The sequence below is a fragment of the Blastococcus sp. PRF04-17 genome, assembly GCF_023016265.1.
GTDB lineage: Bacteria > Actinomycetota > Actinomycetes > Mycobacteriales > Geodermatophilaceae > Blastococcus_B.
Genome location: NZ_CP095412.1, coordinates 2078993 through 2100319, shown reverse-complemented (window position 1 = coordinate 2100319; position 21327 = coordinate 2078993). Strand labels below are relative to the sequence as shown.

At 72.1% G+C, this 21327-nt stretch carries 23 protein-coding genes and 1 pseudogene; 18 read left to right on the top strand and 6 right to left on the bottom strand.

Translation table 11 applies throughout. The features are described from left to right. The first annotated feature begins 168 nt into the window (after positions 1-168). Positions 169-471, top strand: coding sequence for a hypothetical protein (locus MVA48_RS10675; protein ID WP_246988661.1), 303 nt, complete (start codon positions 169-171; stop codon positions 469-471). Positions 472-1580: 1109 nt separating this feature from the next. Here MVA48_RS10675 and codB read toward each other — a convergent pair. Both codB and MVA48_RS10665 read right to left on the bottom strand, forming a co-directional pair. Next, on the bottom strand, positions 1581-2888 hold the full coding sequence (gene codB / locus MVA48_RS10670) for a cytosine permease (RefSeq protein WP_246988659.1): 1308 nt from the start codon (positions 2886-2888) through the stop codon (positions 1581-1583). After that, on the bottom strand, positions 2885-3385 hold the full coding sequence (locus MVA48_RS10665) for a nucleoside deaminase (protein WP_246988657.1): 501 nt from the start codon (positions 3383-3385) through the stop codon (positions 2885-2887). Before MVA48_RS10665 ends, codB begins: the two co-directional genes overlap by 4 nt. 384 nt (positions 3386-3769) lie before the next feature. Between MVA48_RS10665 and MVA48_RS10660 the strand changes: the two genes are divergently transcribed. From MVA48_RS10660 to MVA48_RS10630, 7 genes are read left to right on the top strand one after another with little or no spacing between them, the layout of a single operon-like run. Beyond that, the gene (locus tag MVA48_RS10660) at positions 3770-5002 is read left to right on the top strand and encodes a CpaF family protein (RefSeq protein WP_246988655.1); all 1233 of its coding nucleotides are present in this window, start codon (positions 3770-3772) and stop codon (positions 5000-5002) included. Continuing rightward, the gene (locus MVA48_RS10655) at positions 5002-5862 is read left to right on the top strand and encodes a type II secretion system F family protein (RefSeq protein ID WP_246988653.1); all 861 of its coding nucleotides are present in this window, start codon (positions 5002-5004) and stop codon (positions 5860-5862) included. Before MVA48_RS10660 ends, MVA48_RS10655 begins: the two co-directional genes overlap by 1 nt. Beyond that, positions 5859-6446, top strand: a complete 588-nt coding sequence (locus MVA48_RS10650; RefSeq protein ID WP_246988651.1) for a hypothetical protein — start codon at positions 5859-5861, stop codon at positions 6444-6446. The genes MVA48_RS10655 and MVA48_RS10650 overlap by 4 nt, the downstream gene beginning before the upstream one ends. Further along, on the top strand, positions 6443-6799 hold the full coding sequence (locus tag MVA48_RS10645) for a type II secretion system F family protein (RefSeq protein WP_246988649.1): 357 nt from the start codon (positions 6443-6445) through the stop codon (positions 6797-6799). The genes MVA48_RS10650 and MVA48_RS10645 overlap by 4 nt, the downstream gene beginning before the upstream one ends. Before the next feature lie 23 nt (positions 6800-6822). Continuing rightward, a complete protein-coding gene (locus MVA48_RS10640) occupies positions 6823-7029 on the top strand; it encodes a hypothetical protein (RefSeq protein ID WP_246988647.1) in 207 nt (68 codons plus the stop codon). After that, the gene (locus MVA48_RS10635) at positions 7022-7435 is read left to right on the top strand and encodes a TadE/TadG family type IV pilus assembly protein (RefSeq protein WP_246988645.1); all 414 of its coding nucleotides are present in this window, start codon (positions 7022-7024) and stop codon (positions 7433-7435) included. Before MVA48_RS10640 ends, MVA48_RS10635 begins: the two co-directional genes overlap by 8 nt. After that, the gene (locus tag MVA48_RS10630; protein ID WP_246988643.1) at positions 7432-7899 is read left to right on the top strand and encodes a TadE/TadG family type IV pilus assembly protein; all 468 of its coding nucleotides are present in this window, start codon (positions 7432-7434) and stop codon (positions 7897-7899) included. The genes MVA48_RS10635 and MVA48_RS10630 overlap by 4 nt, the downstream gene beginning before the upstream one ends. 7 nt (positions 7900-7906) lie before the next feature. Here MVA48_RS10630 and MVA48_RS10625 read toward each other — a convergent pair whose 3' ends face one another. After that, positions 7907-8608: a DUF4760 domain-containing protein gene (locus tag MVA48_RS10625; RefSeq protein ID WP_246988641.1), complete on the bottom strand. Its 702-nt coding sequence runs from the start codon at positions 8606-8608 to the stop codon at positions 7907-7909. A gap of 118 nt (positions 8609-8726) precedes the next feature. On the opposite strand from MVA48_RS10625, the gene MVA48_RS10620 reads away from it, so the two are divergent. The 3 genes from MVA48_RS10620 to MVA48_RS10610 all read left to right on the top strand — a co-directional run bounded on the left by MVA48_RS10620 (position 8727) and on the right by MVA48_RS10610 (position 11336). Then, on the top strand, positions 8727-9740 hold the full coding sequence (locus MVA48_RS10620) for a hypothetical protein (protein WP_246988639.1): 1014 nt from the start codon (positions 8727-8729) through the stop codon (positions 9738-9740). A gap of 283 nt (positions 9741-10023) precedes the next feature. Beyond that, positions 10024-10287 (top strand): hypothetical protein, encoded by a 264-nt coding sequence (locus tag MVA48_RS10615; protein ID WP_246988636.1) that lies wholly within the window; start codon positions 10024-10026, stop codon positions 10285-10287. Further along, positions 10284-11336 carry a hypothetical protein gene (locus MVA48_RS10610; protein WP_246988634.1) on the top strand — a complete coding sequence of 351 codons (1053 nt, stop codon included), beginning with the start codon at positions 10284-10286 and terminating at the stop codon, positions 11334-11336. Before MVA48_RS10615 ends, MVA48_RS10610 begins: the two co-directional genes overlap by 4 nt. A 15-nt stretch (positions 11337-11351) precedes the next feature. Here the strand turns inward: MVA48_RS10610 and MVA48_RS10605 are convergent. Together MVA48_RS10605 and MVA48_RS10600 are read right to left on the bottom strand one after the other, a co-directional pair. Continuing rightward, positions 11352-12279: pseudogene (locus MVA48_RS10605) on the bottom strand (IS5 family transposase). A 46-nt stretch (positions 12280-12325) separates the two neighbouring features. Then, entirely contained in the window at positions 12326-13288 is a 963-nt protein-coding gene (locus MVA48_RS10600; protein ID WP_246988632.1) for a helix-turn-helix domain-containing protein, read from the bottom strand. 315 nt (positions 13289-13603) lie between these two features. Here MVA48_RS10600 and MVA48_RS10595 point away from each other — a divergent pair, with 315 nt between their 5' ends. The 3 genes from MVA48_RS10595 to MVA48_RS10585 all read left to right on the top strand — a co-directional run bounded on the left by MVA48_RS10595 (position 13604) and on the right by MVA48_RS10585 (position 17612). Next, positions 13604-14332: an alpha/beta hydrolase gene (locus MVA48_RS10595; RefSeq protein WP_246988630.1), complete on the top strand. Its 729-nt coding sequence runs from the start codon at positions 13604-13606 to the stop codon at positions 14330-14332. A gap of 77 nt (positions 14333-14409) precedes the next feature. Next, positions 14410-15708, top strand: a complete 1299-nt coding sequence (gene cutA, locus MVA48_RS10590; protein WP_371821239.1) for a divalent cation tolerance protein CutA — start codon at positions 14410-14412, stop codon at positions 15706-15708. A 122-nt stretch (positions 15709-15830) separates the two neighbouring features. Next, positions 15831-17612 (top strand): putative bifunctional diguanylate cyclase/phosphodiesterase, encoded by a 1782-nt coding sequence (locus MVA48_RS10585; RefSeq protein ID WP_246988628.1) that lies wholly within the window; start codon positions 15831-15833, stop codon positions 17610-17612. Between the two features lies 1 nt (position 17613). On the opposite strand, the gene MVA48_RS10580 is transcribed toward MVA48_RS10585, so the two are convergent. Next, a complete protein-coding gene (locus MVA48_RS10580; RefSeq protein WP_246988626.1) occupies positions 17614-17901 on the bottom strand; it encodes a DUF6343 family protein in 288 nt (95 codons plus the stop codon). 45 nt (positions 17902-17946) lie between these two features. Here MVA48_RS10580 and prfB point away from each other — a divergent pair, with 45 nt between their 5' ends. The 4 genes from prfB to smpB all read left to right on the top strand — a co-directional run bounded on the left by prfB (position 17947) and on the right by smpB (position 21319). Then, positions 17947-19059 carry a peptide chain release factor 2 gene (gene prfB, locus MVA48_RS10575; protein WP_246988624.1) on the top strand — a complete coding sequence of 371 codons (1113 nt, stop codon included), beginning with the start codon at positions 17947-17949 and terminating at the stop codon, positions 19057-19059. 68 nt (positions 19060-19127) lie between these two features. Continuing rightward, positions 19128-19817 (top strand): cell division ATP-binding protein FtsE, encoded by a 690-nt coding sequence (ftsE, locus tag MVA48_RS10570; protein WP_246988622.1) that lies wholly within the window; start codon positions 19128-19130, stop codon positions 19815-19817. Between the two features lie 56 nt (positions 19818-19873). Further along, a complete protein-coding gene (gene ftsX / locus MVA48_RS10565) occupies positions 19874-20758 on the top strand; it encodes a permease-like cell division protein FtsX (protein ID WP_246988620.1) in 885 nt (294 codons plus the stop codon). A gap of 84 nt (positions 20759-20842) precedes the next feature. Next, a complete protein-coding gene (gene smpB / locus MVA48_RS10560) occupies positions 20843-21319 on the top strand; it encodes an SsrA-binding protein SmpB (protein WP_246988618.1) in 477 nt (158 codons plus the stop codon). The last annotated feature ends 8 nt before the right edge of the window (positions 21320-21327 follow it).

Here is a 21327-nt window from a genome sequence, read left to right as displayed (position 1 = left end):
CCGGACCGGCTCGGTGCCCCGGACGCTACGCCGGACGGCGTCCCCGATCGACCGGTTCGGCTACCGCGTGCGGCACCAGGTGTCTCCGCCGGTGCCCTCGATCCCTCCTCCCGGTGACGGACGGACCGGCGTCCACGGCCGGTCCGCCGTCCTCGGGAGGTGGACGTCATGGCGGGTCGGGCACCGACGTACGGCGAGCTGTTGCGAGAGGCGTGGGAGCTGGGGCGCGCCGACGGCCTCTTCGCCGCCGCCTTCGAGCCGCCGGGAGCTCCGACGGGCCGGGCGGAGCGCTGTCTGGGCCGCACGCCGGCGGAGTTCGCCCGCCTGCTGTGGCGGCGCACGGGAACCCCGCCGATCGGGCTCGAGGTGAACGCGCCCCTCTGGTACGCCACCGGCTACGCCGAGGGACTGGGGACGAACTGCAACCGGGTCCGCACGGTCCCCGCTGGGGAACTGCTGGGAGGGTCCTGAGTACGTCCGACAACGCCGAGTGCATCCCCCCGCACGAGGGCTCTCGACTGCCTGGGCGCTGGTGGCAGCACTTCCCCGAGTTGCACGCCGAACATCGGATCACCCTCGACGCGCCCTCTGCCGACGTCCTCCGGACCACCGGCAGGGAAAAGGGGATCGAGGACTGGTGCTCCCCTATCTCCACCGGTACCGTGTGATTCGTGCCCACCTATCAGCAGTACTTTCGCTGCCCGCCTGGCCTCGCGAGCCGGGCGGGGGTTGAGAGCGACGAGCCGATCGGTTCGTTGACCTCTTAGCCGCCGCGACTCCGAGCCCCAGGCCTATTGGCCTGGGGCTTTTTTGTATTTCGTGACCGATGAAGGGAGGGATGTGGCGTGAACGAGGCTCTCGAAATCCTCCGACACATTGACGCGCCTCGGCGTCCGCGATTCCTCTTCTTCTTTACCCGCGCGGCTGGGTTCGCGCGACATGCCTCGAAGGCCTCGGAGCTCGGCTCCGGGGCCTTCTGCCTTTTCTCGACCAGTTGCTGTCGACGGACAGCCAGCTCATGGGAGACACGATGACTCGCGCAGCGACGCGCAGGCGTTCGAGTGGCGACATGCGATCGTCGACGGTGCAGCTCCCTTGCGGAGCGTCTGGCGGGCATTCGCATACTTGTTCAGGACGCGAAGCAAAGCAGAAGCCGCCCCGTTCTCGGAGAAGGGCGCCGCGGAGTCTCCTGGACTTCCTGCACCGCCATATCACCGATGCGACGGAGTCCTTCTCTCGCCTATTTCTCTATCTTGCCTTGTTCCTCTCGGTCGCTGTCGCCGTCTCCGTCATGGTCGTGGTTGTCGTGGTGGGGTTGGCCGGGGCGATAGCTCTGTTCGATCTGCCGAAGTGGTCAGTGATGAGCGGGCTGGCGGCATTGGGCGGGTCAACAGGCGTCGTCGCGCTCAGAGGGAAGACCGGTTCGCGCCGCAGGGACTCTGAGTCGGCCGGCCACGCCGTCGATCGGCCAGGACCGTCCAGCGGGCTCCTCGATGAGCCAGCGCGGTGATCCTGGCGTCACCTGGCCGAGGGCGCACCGTCAGCGACGCTGAGAGGCCGCCGGCAAGCGACACTGCTGTTCAGGACCGGACCAGCTCGGGTGCCGGTCGGCGGCCCCACTGCACGGCCAGGACGCCGATGACCGCGACGATGACGCCGACCACCGGTGGGATGAACCACTCCGCCTCCTTGCTCCAATAGGCGGCGAGGGCGGCGATGACGTACACCGCCAGGTTGCGCCACTCGAACGCCGGCAGGGCCGACGTGCCCGGCATGCCGTGCCGCCAGCGGGCCAGGTAGTCGCCGATCACGACGCCGCCGACCGGTGGGATGAGGATGCCCAGCCACACCAGGTAGTCGATGAGGTTGTCGTAGATGCCGGTGATGGCCAGCAGCGTCCCCAGGATCACGCCGCCGATGACGAACGGCTTCTTCGACCGGGAGTTCGCGATCTCGGCACCGGCGACGCCGAAGTTGTAGGCGGTGTTGTCGTTCGTCGTCCACAGGTTGGCGATGAGGAAGACCAGGCCCCAGCCGACCAGTCCCAGCTGGTAGAGGACCAGCACGAAGTCACCCTGGCCGAACGACAGGGCGCCGATCGCGCCGAAGAACAGCATGAGGAACTCGCCGATCAGGAAGGCGACCAGGCACGCCCAGAAGCCCGACGTCGGCGTCCGGGCGAACCTCGTCCAGTTCGGCGCCTGGGTGCCGCCCGAGGCGAACGTGCCCACGATGATCGTGACCGCGGCGGCCAGCGGCAGCGTCTCGGTCGGCTCGATGGCCGCCAGGCCGCTCCAGCCGCCCACCTCGTCCAGGGACCGCCAGGTGACCCAGCCGGCGAGGACGAGCAGCAGCGGCACGGACACGACCGACAGCGCGTACATGCCCTTGTAGCCGTAGTAGGCCGTGACGCCCATGACGGCACCGCCCAGCACCATCAGGAGGATCTCGGTGCCGCGGCCCTGCCAGTCCAGGGCGCTCATGGTGAGCCCGGCGAGGGTCGCCACGGTCACGCCGTACCAGCCGACCTGGGTGCCGCCCAGCAGCAGCGACGCCAGCTTCGAACCACCGGTGCCCAGCGTGTAGCGGCACATCATCACCGTGGTCAGGCCGGTGCGGGCGCCGATGCCGCCGATGACGCCGACGTACACGCCGAGGACGACGCTGCCGAGCAGCAGCACCCAGAACAGGCTGGATGCCGGGAAGGCGGCGCCGAGCTGGGCGCCGGCGAGCATGGTGGGCGTGAAGAACGTGAAGCCCAGCAACACGATCGACAGGGAGAACAACGACCGCCGGGCGTGCGGCGGAACCGGGTCGATCGGGTAGTCCGGATCGACCTCGGCGACGGGGTCGGGCACGTCCGCCCGGCTGCTGACGCTGCTGCTCATCGCGTTACCTCCCGGTCGGCGTCGGCGGAGGCGTCGTCCTCGCCGATGTCCTCGTTCCACAGGGACGGGTGCGCCGCGATGAACTCCTCCATCATCGAGACGCACTCGGGGTCGTCGAGCACGAGCACCTCGACGCCGTTCTCGGCCAGCCAGTCGTGGCCGCCGTAGAAGGTGCGGGCCTCACCGACGACGAGCCGGGAGATCCCGAACTGGCGCACCAGGCCGCTGCAGTACCAGCACGGCGAGAGGGTCGTGACCATGGTCGTGTCGCGGTAGGTGCGCTGCCGGCCGGCGTTGCGGAAGGCGTCGGTCTCCCCGTGCACCGACGGGTCGTCGTCCTGGACGCGGCGGTTGTGCCCCCGGCCGAGGACGGTGCCGTCGGAGCCGATGAGCGCCCCGCCGATCGGGATGCCGCCCTCGGCGAGACCGGCGCGGGCCTCCTCGACGGCGACCGCGAGCCAGGACCGGGCGGTGGCCTCGTCCAGGGGGACCGTCATCGCAGGGGCCTGCCTTCCGTCTCGACCGGATCCAGAATCTGGCAGAGATCATCGCGCTGGTCCACGTCCTGCTCGTCTCCTTCTGATCACGTTTGCGCGACAGGATCGGACGACGGGCGCGCAGGATCCGCCGCGGTCGCGGTGGTCTACGACATCGGCGGCGGCCGGCTCGCCGACCGTGCGTCCACGGCCGACGAGCGGACGAGCATCGAGGCCCTGCTCGCCGACGTCGCCGGCTGAGGGCTTCACCTGACCGGGTGGTCTCGCCGTCCGTCGAGGGTCGTCTTGTCCACAGATCGGCTTCCGGCGGCCCGCCGGACTGCTCCGTTCCCTTACATTCCGGGCGAATCCGACTTCTGATCGACCGGGATCTACGGGGGTGCCGTGCCGACCGCTCTGGACGTCGTGGACGGCGAGGTCCGCGAGCTCATCCGGCGTCGCGGCCTGGACCCGTTCACCGATCCGGGCCCGGTGCGCGTGCTGGTGCGCGACGTGGTCGCCGACTACTCCGAGCGCTCGCTGAACTCGGCGCTGCCGCCCATCGCCGACGCGGACTCCGTCGTCCGCGACGTGCTGGACCGGGTGGCCGGCTTCGGGCCGCTGCAGCGCTACCTCGACGACCCCGAGATCGAGGAGGTCTGGGTCAACGAACCGGGCAGGGTGTTCGTCGCCCGCAAGGGCCGCAGCGAGCTGACCACGACGATCCTGGGCCCGGGGCAGCTGGCCGACCTCGTCGAGCGCATGCTGCGGACATCGGGTCGACGTATCGACATGTCGACCCCGTTCGTCGACGCGATGATGCCCGACGGGTCGCGGCTGCACGTCGTCATCCCGGACATCACCCGCCGGCACATGGCGGTGAACATCCGCAAGTTCGTGCTGCAGGCGCACTCCCTCGACGAGCTGGTCGCGCTGGGCACGATCACCAGCCAGGCGGCCCGCTTCCTGGAGGCGGCGGTCGCCTCGGGGCTCAACGTGCTGGTCTCCGGCGGCACCCAGGCCGGCAAGACGACGTTGCTCAACTGCCTGTGCGCGGCGATCCCGGCGCGGGAGCGGGTGATCACCTGTGAGGAGGTCTTCGAGCTGCGGGTACCGCTGCCCGACGTCGTCTCGATGCAGACCCGCCAGCCCAACCTGGAGGGTGCCGGCGAGATCCCGCTGCGCCGGCTGGTGAAGGAGGCGCTGCGCATGCGGCCCAGCCGGATCGTGGTGGGCGAGGTGCGCCAGGAGGAGTGCCTCGACCTGCTGATCGCGCTGAACTCCGGGCTGCCGGGCATGTGCACGCTGCACGCCAACTCGGCCCGCGAGGCCGTGGTCAAGATGTGCACGCTGCCGCTGCTGGCCGGCGAGAACATCGGGACGGCGTTCGTCGTGCCCACCGTCGCCTCGAGCGTCGACCTGGTCGTGCACGTCGGCACCGACGCGTCCGGACACCGGCGGGTGCGGGAGATCGTCGCGCTGCCGGGCCGGGCCGAGGGCGGCGTCGTCGAGACCGCTGACGTCTTCACCACCCGCGACGGCCGGCTGGTCCGCGCCGACGGGTACCCGCCGCACGCCGACCGGTTCGCCGCAGCGGGCTTCGACCTCGCTGCGCTGCTGGGCGACGGGCGGTTCTGATGGAGTCCGGGGCGCTGCTCGGACTGCTGCTCGGCATCGGCCTCCTGCTGATCTGGCGCAGCGGCTCCCGCGCGCCGCGGCCCCGGTCGGGCACCCGTGCCCCCGGGCGGCGCCAGGTGCTGCTCGCCGAGGCCGGCCTGACCGGCATCAACGCCGCCCAGCTGCTCGCGCTGCAGATCGGGCTCGGCCTGCTCGTGCTGGTCGTCGTGCTGCTGACCACGGGCACGGTGACGGTGAGCCTGGTGTTCGGCCTCTTCGGCTTCGCGCTGCCCCATCTGCAGGTGCGCCGGCTCGCGCACCGCCGCAAGGCCGACCTCCGCGAGGTGTGGCCGGAGGTCGTCGACAACCTCGCCTCCGCGGTCCGCGCCGGCCTGTCGCTGCCCGAGGGGCTGTCGGCGCTGTCGACCCGCGGACCGGAGGTGCTGCGGCCGCCGTTCGCCCGGTTCGCGGCCGAGTACCGCTCGACCGGCCGGTTCTCCGACTGCCTCGACCGGCTGAAGGACGACCTCGCCGACCCCGTCGGCGACCGGATCGTCGAGACGCTCCGGGTGGCGCGGGAGGTCGGCGGCACCGACCTCGGCCGGGTGCTGCGCACCCTGGCGACGTTCCTCCGGGAGGACGCACGAGCGCGCGCCGAGCTGGAGACCCGGCAGGGGTGGGTGGTCTCGGCGGCGCGCCTGGCGGTGGCCGCGCCCTGGGTGGTGCTGCTCCTGCTGGCGACGCAGTCGACGACCTTGGCCGCCTACGACAGCGCCCTCGGGACGGCGATCCTCGTCGGTGGCGGCGCCGTCTGCCTGGTCGCCTACCGGCTGATGCTGCGGATCGGGCGGCTGCCCGAGGACGTGCGGGTGCTGCAGTGAGTGCGGGCCTCACGGGGATGCTGCTGGGCCTGGTCGCGGCGATCGGCCTGGTGCTGGTGCTGACCTACGCGCCGCCGTTCCGCTCGGTGCGGCTGGTGGACCGGCTCGCGCCGTACGTGCACGACACCCCGCCGCCGTCCCGGCTGCTGGGGACGGCGACCGAGCCGGGACTGCTCTCCGCCGTCCGCCGGGTGTTCGGGCCGGCGATCGGCGACGGCGCCCGCCTGGTGGACCGGGTGCTCGGTGGCCGGTCCGCCGTCCGCCGGCGCCTGGACGCGCTGGGCACCGACACGACCGTCGAGGACTTCCGCGTCGAGCAGGTGGTCTGGGGTGGGCTCGGCCTGCTGGCCGCGTCGCTGGTCGCGACGGTGGGCTCGGTGGCGGCGGGCAGTGTGAACGTGCTCTCCGCCGGGCTGCTGTGCCTGGCTGGGGTGGTCGGCGGCGTGCTCGGGCGCGACTGGTGGCTGACCCAGCAGGTGCAGCGGCGCGAGGAGCTGCTGCTCGCCGAGTTCCCCGTGGTCGCCGAGCTGCTGGCGCTGGCGGTCACCGCGGGGAGAGCCCGACCGCCGCGATGGCACGGGTGACCCGGCTCTCCGGCGGCGAGCTGGCCCGGGAGCTGCGGTCCGCGCTCGGCCGGGCCCGTGCCGGCGTCCCACTGGCCGACGCGCTGCAGCAGCTGGCCGACCGGACGTCGCTGGACCCGCTGGCCCGGTTCATCGACGGCCTGCTCGTCGCGATCGAGCGGGGCACCCCGCTGGCCGAGGTGCTGCGGGCGCAGGCCGCCGACGTGCGGGAGGCCGGCAAGCGCCGGCTGCTCGAGGCCGGAGGCCGCAAGGAGATCGCCATGATGGTGCCGGTCGTCTTCCTGGTGCTCCCGGTCACCGTTCTCTTCGCCCTGTTCCCGGGGCTGATCAGCATCGTCTCGCTGGCGCAGTGAGCCGACCGATGGAAGGACGACCCATGCGTCTGTACGCACTCCTGCTCACCGCGTACGCCGCGCTCGCGGCCCGCGTGAAGGGCGACGATCCCGAGCGGGGCGACGTCCCCGGCTGGGTCATGATCACGGTGATGACGGCGGCCCTGGTGCTCGCCATCCTCATCCCGTTCCGCGAGGCGATCGTCGCCGCGGTGCAGAACGCGCTCACCTCCGTCACGAGTGGTGGCTAGCCGCACCCAGCCCCGGGACGGCGACGGCGAGCGGGGCAGCGCCGTCGTCGACTTCGTCATGGTCTCGCTGCTGATCGTGGCGCTGCTGCTCGCGGTGCTGCAGGTGGCCGTGTACGTGCACGTGCGGAACGTGGTGACCGCCAGCGCGCAGGAGGGCGCCCGGTACGCCGCGAACGCGGACGTCGACTCGTCGGCCGGCGCGGCGCGCACCGTCGAGGTGGTCGGGCAGGCGACGTCCGCGCAGACGGCGCGAGGACTGTCGTGCACGTCGGACGAGGAGGTCGACTCCAGCGGGCTGACCCTCGTGGTGGTGCGGTGCTCGGGCTCGGTGCCGTCGCTGCTGGCTGCACTGGGCAACCTGCTGCCGCTGGAGGTTACCGGCCGCGCGGTGAAGGAGGGGCCGTGACCTGGCTCCGCCGCCGGCTCGGCGTGCTGCGCGACCAGCGCGGTTCGGCGCTGGTCGAGTTCGTGTTCATCGCACTGGTCGTGTTCGTGCCGTTGATCTACGTCGTGGCAGGATTCTCCGCCGTCCAGCGCGGGGTGTTCGCGTCGAGCGCGGCCGCCCGGGAGGCCGGTCGGGCCATCGGGACGGCGCCCGACGCGGTCGCCGGTCACGAGCGGGCGCTGCGGGCGGCGCAGCTGGCCGTCGAGGACCAGTCGGTCGACGCCACCGACGTCCGGCTGTTCTACGTCCCGGCCGAGGCCGACTGCGAGTCCGGCGGCGGGTACTCGCCGACGCTGACGCCGGGGGAGGAGTTCTCCGTCTGCGTCACCGTGACCGTCCGGATCCCGCTGCTGCCGGAGTTCATCGACGCCAACACCGCCACCGGCGAGTTCGTCGTCGAGCGCGACCGCTACGTCGACGGCTGACTCCGCGCTACGAGGACGTCCGGTCCCGCAGCCACTGCACCCTCTCGTGGTCGAGCTGCCGCTCCTGAGCCGCCAGGTCCTCCCGGCGGACCTCCCTCACCATCGCCTCGAACTGCACCCACGCGGTGGTCTGCCGGCTGGCGAGGTTCCTCGCCGTCCTCCGGGCCTTGATGTAGGGCTCGAAGCGGGTCCAGGCGGCCAGGATGTTGGTCCCCGCGAGGGTCCTGAACACCTTGATGTCGTAGACACCGAGCCGCGCCCCCACGGCGAGGTGTTCCAGGCCGTTCAGGACGAAGAGGATGTCCTCGATCGTCTGGGAGCGCTTGTCCGGCCGGGCCTTCTTGCCGTCCCTGCCGACCAGCGTGCCCTCCTCGGTGATCAGCACCTCGGCCTGCTGGTCGGTGAGCGGCAGCGTGCCGAAGAACTCGATGAGCGCCTTGCGCTGCTCCGACCTGCTGTCGGAGTACTCCCGCCAGGCGCGGATCGTCGCCTCGCGCTTCTGACGCTGCCAGTTGAGGACGGACGCGCTCGCCGTGACCAGCAGAGAGAAGACGGCGACCGTCACGGCCAGGACCGGGCCCCAGTCCTTCGCGGCATCGACTCCGAAGACGATGACGACCGCGGTGATCGCGCCGGCGAACAGCAGTGCCAGCAGCGTCAGGCGGATGACCGACCGTCGACTGTGGAGCCAGAGCCGGAACCTGTTCATCGATCCCCCACGGTCGAACCGACAGCAGTGTTCCACCGGAACCGGGTCGTCGGACCGCCATGGATCGCGTCGGAGGAGAGCGGCGCCGTGCGAGCCGCTGACCTGAGACGATGCCGCCGTGGGCAGGGGCGCGCACCGGCGGCGATCAGGCCGTCGCGTCGGCGGCATCACGCTCGCCGTGGTGGTGGGCGCGGTCTTGTTCACGGTGGTCGTCATGTGGGGCCGGCCGGCGGCCGAACCGTCCGCCGAACCTCCGGCCGGAACCAGCGCCGTCCCGTCGGCGCCGTCGACGACGGAAGAGCCGGAGGCCGGCGCCTCGCCGTACGCCGGCGTCGGCACGTGGCTCTCCCGGTACCGGATCACCCGCGAGTTCGCCGGTGCGCAGCCGCCCGTGACGCCCGCCGACGTCGCCGCCATGGCCGACGCCGGTGTGCAGACCCTCTACCTGCAGCCGGCGGCCGACGACCCCAGGTACCCGGGCCTGCTGAGCCCCGACCTCCTGGCCGAGTTCCTCGTCGAGGCGCACGAGCGCGATCTGCAGGTGGTCGCCTGGTACCTGCCGCGCTTCGGGAGCATCGCCGCGGACCTGCGGCGACTGCAGGAGATCGCCGCCTTCCGGGCCGACGGCCGGGGGTTCGACGCGATCGCCGTCGACATCGAGTTCACCGACGAGGTCGAGCTCGCACCGCGCAACGCGGCCCTGATCGAGCTCTCCCAACAGCTCCGCGCAGCGCTGCCGGACGTCGAGCTCGGCGCCATCGTGCTGCCCCCGGTGGTCACCGACGTGCTGAACACCCGGTACTGGCCGGACTTCCCCTGGCAGGAGCTCCGCGACCTCTACGACGTGTGGCTGCCGATGGCCTACTGGTCGAACCGGTCGGAGGAGGGCTTCACCGACCCGCACTGGTACGTCACGGAGAACATCGAGCGGGTGCGGCAGCACCTCGGCGACCCGTGCGCCCTCGTCTCCGTCATCGGCGGCTACGACCTCGAGGAGACCGCCGACGACTACGCCGCGATGGTGCGGGCCGCGACCGAGCAGCGCGCCATCGGGGTCTCGATCTGGGACTGGCCGACGACGCCGCCGTCGGCCTGGCCGCCGCTGCGCGACTACGACGTCGCGGGCTGCTGACAGGCACGCTCCGTGACGTGCCGACCGCACCAGCCGGACAGCGTTCCTACGGCCGGGTGAAGATCGTCAGCGTCCTCGCTCTCCGGAGTTAGGTTCCAGAGGTGCATCTCGGCAGGCTCCGCGTCCTGGGCCTGCTGCTTCCCCTCCTGGCGGCGACGGCGTGCTCCGGTGCCGACGCGTCCTCCACCGCACGCCGGACCGACGTCGCGGTGCAGTCCTACGCCGCCCCTGCGGGGCTCCGGAGTACTGCACCCACCTGGCGAACTCACTCCACGTCACCCGTGTGCCCCGTGCCGTCGGGCTGCTGACCGCCCGGCCCCGCCACGTCGAGGCGAAGCTCCACGTGGCCGCGGCAGCCGAGGAGCTGAGGGCGGTCCGCGCCGAGGTCGGGGCCGACGGCGATCTGGCCGACGCCCTCGACGGCCTGGTCGCCGCCCTGTCCTCCGCCCGGACCGGCCCGCTGACCACGTCCGTGCTGACCTCGATCAGCTCCGGTCTCGACGACGTCGGCCGGCTGATCCAGACCTCCTGCGACTTCCCCGCATGAGACGCCTGCCCGCCCTCCTCACCGTCGGCCTGGTCGCCGGTTCGATCCCCGCCATCGCCGTCCTCGCGCCGTCGGTGGCGGTCGCGGCCCCGAGCACCGCTGCGTGCGCGCCCGACGCGGCTCGCGGCACCGTGCCGACCGGCTTCCCCCTCGATGCCTGCGTGGACGCGACGTCGGTGACCCTCCGCAACGACGGCAAGAAGCCCGTGCGGGTCGAGACCAGCGGCGCCCTGGGCAGGGCCACCGTCGTCCACGAGCGGGGGAGCGCCACCGCGGCGGTCCTGCGGTGGACGGAGGCCCCGGGCAGCGTCCTCATGCCCGGTGAGGTGGTGCGCTGGCCGCTGGGGGCGGCGACCGCCACGCTCGACGTGGCGCCCCTGGGTGCGGCTGCACCGATCGTGGAATCCCTCGAGCGCTTCCTCCCCGCCCTGGGGAGCGAGGCCGCCGGCAGCGAGGACTACCGGGCCTACGCCGTGGTCGCCCGCGAGACCGCGCAGGCCGTGGCCCAGCGGACCGCGTGCGTCGCGGAGCGCAATTTCCTCCAGGTGGCCGCCTGCGACGTCACCGCATCGATCGCCATCAGCCGGACGGCGATCGCCCAGCTGCCCGATCGTGCCGCCCTCCTGGTGCTGTCGGTCCTGCTCGACCCGGTGCGCTGGGACGACTGGGCGGCCGCGCGGGCGGCGGACGGCGCCCCCGGGGCGTCCCGGGGACTGACGCTGGCGGCCCGCCCGGCCGCCGCGCCGCCGGCCCCACCCGCTCCGCCTGCACCCCCGGCGGCCGGCCGCGCGCCGGCCGCTCCCGCGCCTGGCCGTGCCCCTGCCCCTGCCCCTCGCCGTGCCCCAGCCCCCGCCCCTGCCCCCGCCCCTGCGCCGGCCGTCTCCGTCCCGGCGGCCCCCGCGCCCGCGCCACCGCCACGGGGACCGCACATCGACCCGGGGACCGGCGCGGACGACGGCACGGCCGAGGGCGGCGACGGGAGCAAGGGCAAGGGCAAGGGCAAGGCGAAGGGCAAGGGCAAGAAAGGAGGCGGGGGGCGCGGCGGCTAGGACGTGTCTCCGAAGTCATCGGAGCCAGAGCAGGATCGAAGCCAGGACGACGGCGCCGCGGTAGACGAGGGCGTGTTTGTCGTAGCGGGTGGCGATGCCGCGCCACTGCTTGAGTCGGTTGAAGGCGCGCTCGATGACGTTGCGTTGCTTGTAGTCCTGGGCGTCGTAGTTGACCGGCCGACCGCCGCGGGATCCGCGCTTCTTGCGGTGGGCGGCCTGATCGGCGGGCTCGGGGATGACCGCGGCGATGCCCCGAGCGCGTAGCTGGGCCCGGTGGCCGCGGGAGGAGTAGGCCTTATCCGCGCGCAGCGCCGTGGGCCGACTCCGGGGCCGGCCCGGTCCCAGTCGCGGTACCTGCAAGGCGGCCAGCAGCGGCAGCAACTGGGTGCTGTCCCCGGCCTGCCCCGGGGTCACCGCGATCACCAGTGGCCGGCCACGGCCATCGACGAGGGCATGGGTCTTGGTCGTCAGCCCGCCCCGCGACCGGCCGATGCCGTGATCAACCGGCTCCTCCCGGCGGCGTGAACTCTTGTCATTCCAGGGCGCCCCCTGTGTGGGACAACGTCTTCGACGAGGACCTCCCACTCGGGCCGACCGGACGGGCCGCGGTCGCACCGTGCTGATGCACCCGCGCCACGGTGGAGTCGACGCTGACCCGCCAGTCCAGATCACCCTCGGCGTCGGCCTGAGCCTGCAGAGCACTCAGCACCCGATCCCAGGTGCCGTCGACCGCGAACCGGTGATGGCGCTTCCAGACCGTCTGCCACGGACCGAACTCCGCCGGCAGATCCCGCCAGGCGACCCCGGTCCGATAGCGGTGAATGGCCCCCTCGACGAGCTGGCGATGATCGCGCATCGGCCGCCCCCGAGCCCCCTTCACCGGCGGCAACAGCGGCTCGATCCGAGCCCACATCTCCTCATCCAGCACCGGCTCACGCGTCATCCACCCACCATTGCGGGTCGATCGCGCTCGATATTGGAGACACGCCCTAGCCGAAACCGGGGCGCGCCGAGACCTGCTGCCAGTCACGGGGGCTGAGCCCGTACGCCGCCCGGAACCGCCGGGAGAAGTGGCTCGGGTCGCGGAACCCGCACGCCCGTGCGGTCGCCGCGATCGGCCGGTGCCGGCCGGCCGGAGTGGCCAGCTCGGCGCGGGCGGCCTCGAGCCGCCGCTCGATGATGTGCTGCTCCAGGCTGCGCTCGGCGGCGGCGAAGGCCTTGTAGAGCTGCCGCACCGAGACGGAATGGACGCGCGCGATCCGCTCCGGCGTCAGGTCCGGTTCCCTCAGGTGCTGGCCGACGTAGGCGAGCACCGTGGTCACGAGCGTCTCGGCCAGCACCGGCGCGGCCAGGCGGTCGTCCTCCGCGGCGGAGACCAGCAGCGCGCGGACGAGTTCGGTGGTCGCCGTCCCCAGGGACGCCGCTCCCGGGTCGTCGGCCGTCGTGGGGGCTGCCCGCGCGAGCCGGTGGAGATGCGCGCGGACCAGGGAGAACAGGGGGCTGGCCGGCAGGCGGCCCGACGCCCGGCGGACGGTGTCCACCGGCAGGGCGAGCCGGTCGTAGGGGATCTGGAAGGCGCGGGAGCCGCCGGACCCGGTCCAGGAGAAGGTGTAGGGGGCGGTCAGGTCGCTGAGCATCAGATCGGCCACGCCGACCAACTGGTCCCGCCCGAACTGGGAGAACCGGCCCAGTCCGTGCGGCTGCACGGCGATCGCCACGACGGCCGGCGCCTGCATCCGGACGTGCTTCGGCGTCCGCACCAACCGGAAGCCGGACACGTCGGCGGTGAACAGGTTGGCGCCGCCGTACAGCCAGAGGTGCATGCGGGCGCGCAGCCGGTCAGCAGGTTCGAGGTGCTCGATGCGACAGGGCACGGACGCCTGTCCCATCGCCGCCCGGAAGGCGTCGACCCGTTCGTCGGTCGGGACCTGCGTGGTGTCGAGGAGGAGCATCGGACTCCTGCGAGGACGCCGTGCGGTGGCCCGCGCGGCCGCTGCCCCCGCTGGCCGACGGCAGTCTGGCAGTCCGACGTCCCCAGGGGAATGCGGACAGGGACCAGAGCTGTGCAGCGAGGGTCGAGTGCGGGTTCCGCCGCGCTGCCACGCTCCCCGCACCGGCAGCCCGGCCATCCCGCGCGTCCCGACGGAAGGACCTCCGATGAGCTCGCAGTTCACCGCCCCCCGCACGATCGTCCTCGTCCACGGCTTCTGGGTGACCCCCGGAGCTGGGAGCACTCGGTCGAGCACTACGAGCAGAAGGGATTCCGCGTGCTCGCGCCGACCTATCCGGGCTTCGAGGTCGAGGTGGAGGCGCTCAACGCCGATCCCACGCCGGTCGCCGACCTCACCCTGCCGCAGGTGATGGACCACCTCACCTCGGTGGTCGAGGCGCTGGACGAGCCGCCGATCCTGATCGGCCACTCGGCCGGCGGGACGTTCGTGCAGCTGCTGCTCGACCGGGGCTACGGCGCGGTGGGCGTGGTGCTCAACTCGGCGCCCACCGAAGGCGTGCGCGTGCTCCCGCTGTCGCAGCTGCGCTCGACGTTCGTCGCGTTCAAGAACCCGGCGAACCGCCACCGCGCCGTCGGGCTGACGCCCGAGCAGTGGCACTACGCCTTCACCAACACGTTCAGCGAGGAGGAATCGCGGCGGCTGTACGAGCGCTACCACGTGCCCGCCTCGGGCCGGATCCTGTGGAACTCGGTGCTGGCGAACTTCATGCCGGGCCCGCAGGACACGCACGTCGACTACAAGAACCCGAGCCGTCCTCCGCTGCTGTTCGTGTCGGGCAGCGAGGACCACATCATGCCGCCGAGCATCCAACGGTCGAACGCCAAGCACTACAAAGGCGACACGGTCACCGAGGTCGAGGTGCTGGAGGGGTACTCGCACCTGCTGCCGGCGCAGGAGGGCTGGCAGCAGATCGCCGATCACGTGCTGGAGTGGGCGCTGCGGCACGCGCCGACGCCGCGCCCCGAGGTCGCCGGGGCGCAGTGACGTGGACGGGGTGCGGCTGACCCACATCGGCGGTCCGACGCTGCTCGTCGAGGCGGTCGGGTGGCGGCTGCTGCTCGATCCGACCTTCGACCCGCCGGGCGGCGTACGCCTTCGGCTGGGGGACGTCGTCCCGCAAGGTCACCGGCCCGGCCCTGAGCCCGGCCGACGTCCTCCCTGTCGATGCGGTCCTGCTGACCCACGACCACCACGCCGACAACCTCGACGACGCCGGCCGGGCGCTGCTGCCGGCGGCCGGCGTCGTCGTGACGACCGTGCCGGGCGCGGCCCGGCTGGGTGGGCGGGCGCGGGCACTGCGGCCCTGGGGAACGACGGAGCTGACCGGCGAGGGGCGACCGACCATCGGGATCACCGCGACGCCGGCCCGGCACGGACCGCCGCTGAGCCGCCCCGTCGCCGGCGCGGTCATCGGGTTCGCGCTCCGCTGGCCGGGTCAGGACGGCGGCGTCCTGTGGATCTCCGGCGACACGGTCCTCCACTCCGGCGTCCGGCAGGTGGGCGAGCGCCTCCGGGTCGACACCGCGGTGCTGCACCTCGGCGGCGTCCGGTTCCCGATCACCGGGCCGCTCCGGTTCTCGATGACCGCACGCCAGGCCGTCGAGGTCTGCCGGCTCCTGCGGCCGAGGACCGCGATCCCGGTGCACTACGAGGGGTGGTCGCACTTCCGCGAGGGCCGCGCGGCGATCGAGGCCGAGTTCGCCCGAGCGCCCGCCGACGTCCGGGACGCCCTGCAGTGGCTGCCGCTCAGCCGCCCCGTTCCACCTCGGCCTGCACGACCCCCGCAGGGCGGTGACCAGCGACTCGTCGGAGGTGTCGCCGCGCTCGAGGGCCTCGCGTGCCCGGTCCGGCAGCAGGTCGCGCTGCACCGTGTCCAGCCACTGCACGTCGTCACCGACGCGCCTGCCCACCTGGAGACCGTCGCCCTCGGGCCGGATCACGTACTGCTCGCTGTCGACGCGGATCGTCGTCTCTTCGCTCATGTCGGCCCCCTACCCGCCCGGGCGCCCCCTGCACGCGAGGATGTCGTCGTGGAGGAGTGCTGCGAGGTCGTCGTCACCGGCCCCGACGCCGAATGGCTCGCCGCCTACACCCGCACGCTGGTCGAGGAGGGGCTGGCCGCGTGCGGGCACAACCTGGCCGGGATCCGCTCGATCTACCGGTGGGACGGCGCGGTGCAGGACGAGCCGGAGGCGCGGGTCGCGCTGCACACCCGCCGCTCGCTCGTCCCCGAGATCGTGGCCCGCACCAGGGAGCTGCACCCCTACGACGTGCCGTGCGTGATCGCGCTCCCCCTCGTCGGCGGAGAACCCCGGTACCTCGAATGGATCGCCGCCGAGACACGCCCGCCGCGGAACTGAAACGGTCCGGACTCACCCTTTGCGGGTAGGCATCGTGCGGGGGCGGTGGAATCCGGCGTGCCCCGGCCGATGGTAGGAGGAACTGCGCGTCGCACGGGCGCCGGGGACAGGGCGGGGGACGGGTGCGACCACCACCGGGCGAGCGGGTGCTGCCCCTCGACGTGCGGCGACGCCCGAGTGCCGGGGGCGCGGACGCCGTGCTGGTCGAGGCCGTCCTCGACTCCCTGCCCTCGCCCACGGTGCTGCTCGACCCCGACGGCGTGATCGTCATGGTCAACTCCGCCTGGACGGCGGCCGGCCTGGAGCACGGCGCGCCGATCGAGATCGGCGCCGACTACTACGCCGACGCCACCGCGCTGCAGGACGACGTCGACGCCCAGCGCCTCGTCGCCGAACTGCGCGAGCTCTCCCGCGGGCTGCGCAGCGACGTGGCGGTCGACCGGGCCCTGCCCAGCCCGGCGGGCGGCGCCATGCACTGGTACCACGTGCAGGCCCGTCGGGTGGACCAGGCCGGGCACGTCGTGGTCACGCACACCGACGTCACCGCGCGCGTCGTGGCGGAGCAGGCCTCGTCCTGGCGAGCCCGGCACGACCACCTCACCGAACTGCCGAACCGTGCGCACCTGCACGAGCTGATCGACGCCGAGCTGCAGCACCCCGACGGCCCGCCGGTGGCCGTGCTGTTCCTCGACGTCGACGGCTTCAAGGACGTGAACGACTCGCTCGGCCACGACGTGGGCGACGACCTGCTGCGGCAGCTCGCCGGGCGGCTGATCGCCGGCACCCGGTCGGAGGACACCGTGGGGCGGCTCGGCGGCGACGAGTTCGTCGTCCTCTGCCGGAACTGCGACGCCGACGGCGCGCAGAAGCTGGCCCTGCGTTTCCAGGCGGCCTTCGACAAACCGTTCCAGCTCGGTGGTCGCGCGGTCCAGCTCAGCGCCAGCATCGGCATCTCGGCGGCGGACGCCATGGGCCCGCGCTGCACGCGGTCCACCGACCTGGTGCGCGACGCCGATCTCGCGATGTACGCCGCGAAGGCGGCCGGTCGCAACCGCATCCGGGTGTTCACCCCGGATCTGCGATCGGCGGCGCAGCGCAAGGTGGAGCTGGCCGGCGAGCTGCGCGAGGCCATCGACGGCGGCCAGCTGGTGCTGCACTACCAGCCGGTCGTCCACCTGCCGACCGATGCGGTCGAGGGGGTCGAGGCGCTGGTCCGCTGGCAGCATCCCGAGCGGGGACTGCTGCCGCCCGGCGACTTCCTCCCGGTGGCCGAGCAGTACGAACTCATCGCCCCGCTCACCCGCTGGGTGCTCGCGGAAGCCACCCGGCAGGCGGCGGAGTGGCGCGCGCTGGGCATCCCCGTGCTGATGGGGGTGAACGTGAGCGCGACCTCGGTGGCCACCGGCACCCTCGTCGACGACGTCCGGTGCGCGCTGGCCGCCTCTGGGCTGCCTCCCGAGCAGCTGGTCGTGGAGCTGACCGAGACCACCGTCGCGGAGGACCCGGACCGGGCCGCGGAGCAGTTCTCGTCCCTACGCATCTCGGGTGTGGAGGTCGCGATCGACGACTTCGGCACCGGCTTCTCCTCGCTGGGGCAGCTGGTCAACATCCCGGCCGGCATCCTCAAGGTCGACCGCAGCCTGGTCACCGGGGCCGCGGACGGCCGCAGCCAGTCGGCCGCGGCCATCGCCGCCGTGGTGGCGCTGGCCCAGGCCTGCGGGATGCGCAGCCTCGCGGAGGGCGTCGAGACCGGCGAGCAGCTGGCACTGGCCGCGGAGCTCGGGTGCACGTTCGCCCAGGGCTTCCACATCGCCCGGCCCATGCCGGCCGAGCAGCTGCCCGCGTGGATCGCCGGGCGGCCGGTCGTGGCGCGTCCGCGCCGGGGCGCGACCGCGACGAGTTGATTCAGCCGGGTTCGCCGCGGGCCTTGCGCCGGACGATCACCCCGATGTCGACCAGCGCGACCACCCCGAGCACCAGCAGCGCGATGCCTGGCCAGGCGGGCAGCTCGGTGGCCAGCCAGCCCACGCCGCCGGCGACGCAGACGACGAGGCCGAAGATCGCCAGGACCAGGCGCAGCGTGAGTGCCGACTGAGCCGGCCGCGCACCGCCGAACCCGGCGGTCGGGTCGTGGTAGTCAGGGAGGCCGCGCTCGTAGTCCTCCCGCGAGCGGGGGTTCCGAGGCTCGTTCATGCCGCTCCTGCCTACCCCCCGACGGCGCGCACTACCCTGGGTCGAGTGGCCGCTGACTTCTCCGTCGCCCTGGACGAACTCGACACGACCCTGAAGTCGATCGAGGCCGTCCTCGACGTCGATCGCCTCCGCCGCGAGGTCGGCGAGCTGGAGCAGCAGGCCGCCGCCCCCGACCTGTGGGACGACGTCGAGGCCGCGCAGGCCCTCACCTCCCGGCTCTCCTACCTGCAGGGCGACCTCCGCCGCGTCGAGGAGCTGCGCCGCCGGCTCGACGACGCCGCGGTCCTCCACGAGCTCGCCCAGGAGGAGAACGACGAGGCCAGCCTCGCCGAGGCCGACCGCGAGCTCGAGGGGCTGCGCAAGGAGATCGACGAGCTCGAGGTGCGCACCCTGCTCAACGGTGAGTACGACTCCCGCGAGGCGCTGGTGACCATCCGCTCCGAGGCCGGCGGCGTCGACGCGGCCGACTTCGCCGAGATGCTCATGCGCATGTACCTGCGCTGGGCCGAGCGGCACAAGTACCCGACCGAGATCCTCGACATCTCCTACGCCGAGGAGGCCGGCATCAAGTCGGCCACGTTCTCGGTCAAGGTGCCCTACGCCTACGGCACGCTGTCGGTCGAGCAGGGCACCCACCGGCTGGTGCGCATCTCGCCGTTCGACAACCAGGGCCGGCGCCAGACGTCGTTCGCCGGCGTCGAGGTGCTGCCCGTCGTCGAGCAGACCGACCACGTCGACATCCCCGAGAACGAGATCAAGGTCGACGTCTTCCGTTCCTCGGGCCCGGGCGGGCAGAGCGTGAACACCACCGACTCCGCCGTCCGCATGACGCACATCCCCACGGGCATCGTGGTGTCCTGCCAGAACGAGAAGAGCCAGATCCAGAACCGCGCGGCCGCCCTCCGCGTGCTCCAGGCCCGGTTGCTCGTCGTCCGCCAGCAGGAGCAGAAGGCCGAGATGGACGCGCTGAAGGGGGAGGGGAGCAGCTGGGGCAACCAGATGCGCTCCTACGTCCTGCACCCGTACCAGATGGTCAAGGACCTGCGGACCGAGCAGGAGACCGGCAACACCGCCGCCGTCCTCGACGGTGAGATCGACGCGTTCATCGAGGCCGGCATCCGCTGGCGCCGCCAGCAGGAGGCCGTTCCCGCCGGCTGACAACGAGACGTCGGAGTTCCCTCGCGTTGCCGCCGTGGGGAGGCGCCGGGCAGGTAGCGTGGCACCTCGTGATCGAATTGCAACACGTCACCAAGCTCTACCCGGCGAGCAGCCGGCCGGCCCTCGACGACGTGTCGACCGAGATCGACAAGGGCGAGTTCGTCTTCCTCATCGGGTCGTCGGGCTCGGGCAAGTCGACCTTCCTCCGGCTGCTGCTCAAGGAGGACACCCCGACCTCGGGCACGATCACCGTCAACGGCCAGACGCTGAACACCCTCTCCAAGTGGAAGGTGCCCAAGCTGCGGCGCACGATGGGCTGCGTCTTCCAGGACTTCCGCCTGCTGCGCGACCGCACCGTCGCCCAGAACGTGGCGTTCGCCCTCGAGGTGATCAACAAGCCGCAGCGCACCATCAAGCGGGTCGTCCCCGAGGTGCTCGAGATGGTTGGTCTCGAGGGCAAGGCGCACCGCCTGCCCAGCGAGCTCTCCGGTGGTGAGCAGCAGCGCGTGGCGATCGCGCGCGCGTTCGTCAACCGGCCGCTGGTGCTGCTCGCCGACGAGCCCACCGGCAACCTCGACCCCGAGACCAGCGAGGGCATCATGCTGCTGCTGGAGCGGATCAACCGCACCGGCACCACGGTGATCATGGCGACGCACGACTACCACATCGTCGACTCCATGCGCCGCCGCGTCATCGAGCTCAACGGGGGCCAGATCACCCGGGACCAGTCGCGCGGCGTCTACGGCGTGGGCCGCTAGGCGCAGGGCCGCCGACCGACCGACCCGGCTCTTCCAGACTCCACGACAGGGAATCCATGCGCGTCAACTTCGTCCTCTCCGAGGTGGCCACCGGGCTGCGTCGCAACCTGACCATGACGGTCGCGATGATCCTGACGACGGCCATCTCGCTCGGACTCATGGGCACCGGCCTGCTCATCGCCGGGATGATCTCCGACATGAAGGAGATCTACTACGACAAGGTGCAGGTCTCCATCTTCCTGGCCGACGACGTCACCGAGGAGCAGCGCTCGGCCATCCGGTCGGAGCTCGAGGCCTCGGACGAGGTGAAGAGCTTCGTCTACGAGTCCAAGGAAGAGGCCTACGAGCGCTTCCAGACGCAGTTCAGCCAGCAGCCCGAGCTGGTGCAGAACACCCCGGCCGACGCGCTGCCCGAGAGCTTCCGCGTCGAGCTGGTCAACCCGGAGCGCTACTCGGTCATCGCCTCGGAGTTCCCCAACGGCGAGAACGGTGTCGACCAGGTGCGTGACGAGGGCGACTTCCTCGACCGCCTGTTCAGCCTGCTCAACGGCGCCCGCAACGCCACGATCGCCGTGGCGGTGGTCCAGGCGCTGGCGGCGCTGCTGCTGATCTCCAACACCATCCAGCTGGCCGCGTTCAACCGCCGCAACGAGACCAACATCATGCGGCTGGTGGGCGCCTCCCGCTGGTACACCCAGCTGCCGTTCATCCTCGAGGCCGCGCTGGCCGGGCTCATCGGCGCGCTGCTGGCGATCGGCGGCCTGGTGCTGACCAAGGTGCTCTTCGTGGACAAGACCCTGGCCGGGCCGATCAAGGCGGGCATCATCCCGCCCGTCGACTGGGGTGCGATCGCCACGATCAGCCCGATCATCGCGGCCGCGGGCGTGGGCCTGGCCGGCATCGCCGCCTACGTGACCCTGCGCCTGTACGTACGCCTCTAGTTCCGCGCGAGATCTGCACACTCGTGGTCATCACGCCCCTGATGACCACGAGTGTGCAGATCTCGCGCCGGTAATCTGGGTCGCATGCCGCGGGAGCAGGGGCGAAAGCTGATCGCCCAGAACAAGAAGGCGCGGCACGACTACTCGATCCTCGACACCTACGAGGTGGGGCTGGTCCTCACCGGCACCGAGGTGAAGAGCCTGCGTGCCGGCCGTGCCTCGCTCGTCGACGGGTTCGCCACCGTCGACGACGGCGAGGTGTGGCTGCAGCACGTGCACATCCCCGAGTACACGCAGGGCACGTGGACCAACCACGCCCCGCGCCGCAAGCGCAAGATCCTCATGCACCGCGCCGAGATCGAGAAGCTGATCGGCAAGACCAAGGAGGGCGGGCTCACGCTCGTCCCGCTGGACCTGTACTTCAAGGACGGCAAGGTCAAAGCCACCCTCGCGCTGGCGAAGGGCAAGAAGTCCTACGACAAGCGGCACGACCTCGCCGAGCGCGACTCCCGGCGCGAGATCCAGAAGGCGTTCGGCCGCTACGTGAAGGGCCGTCGTTGAGGGGCCGC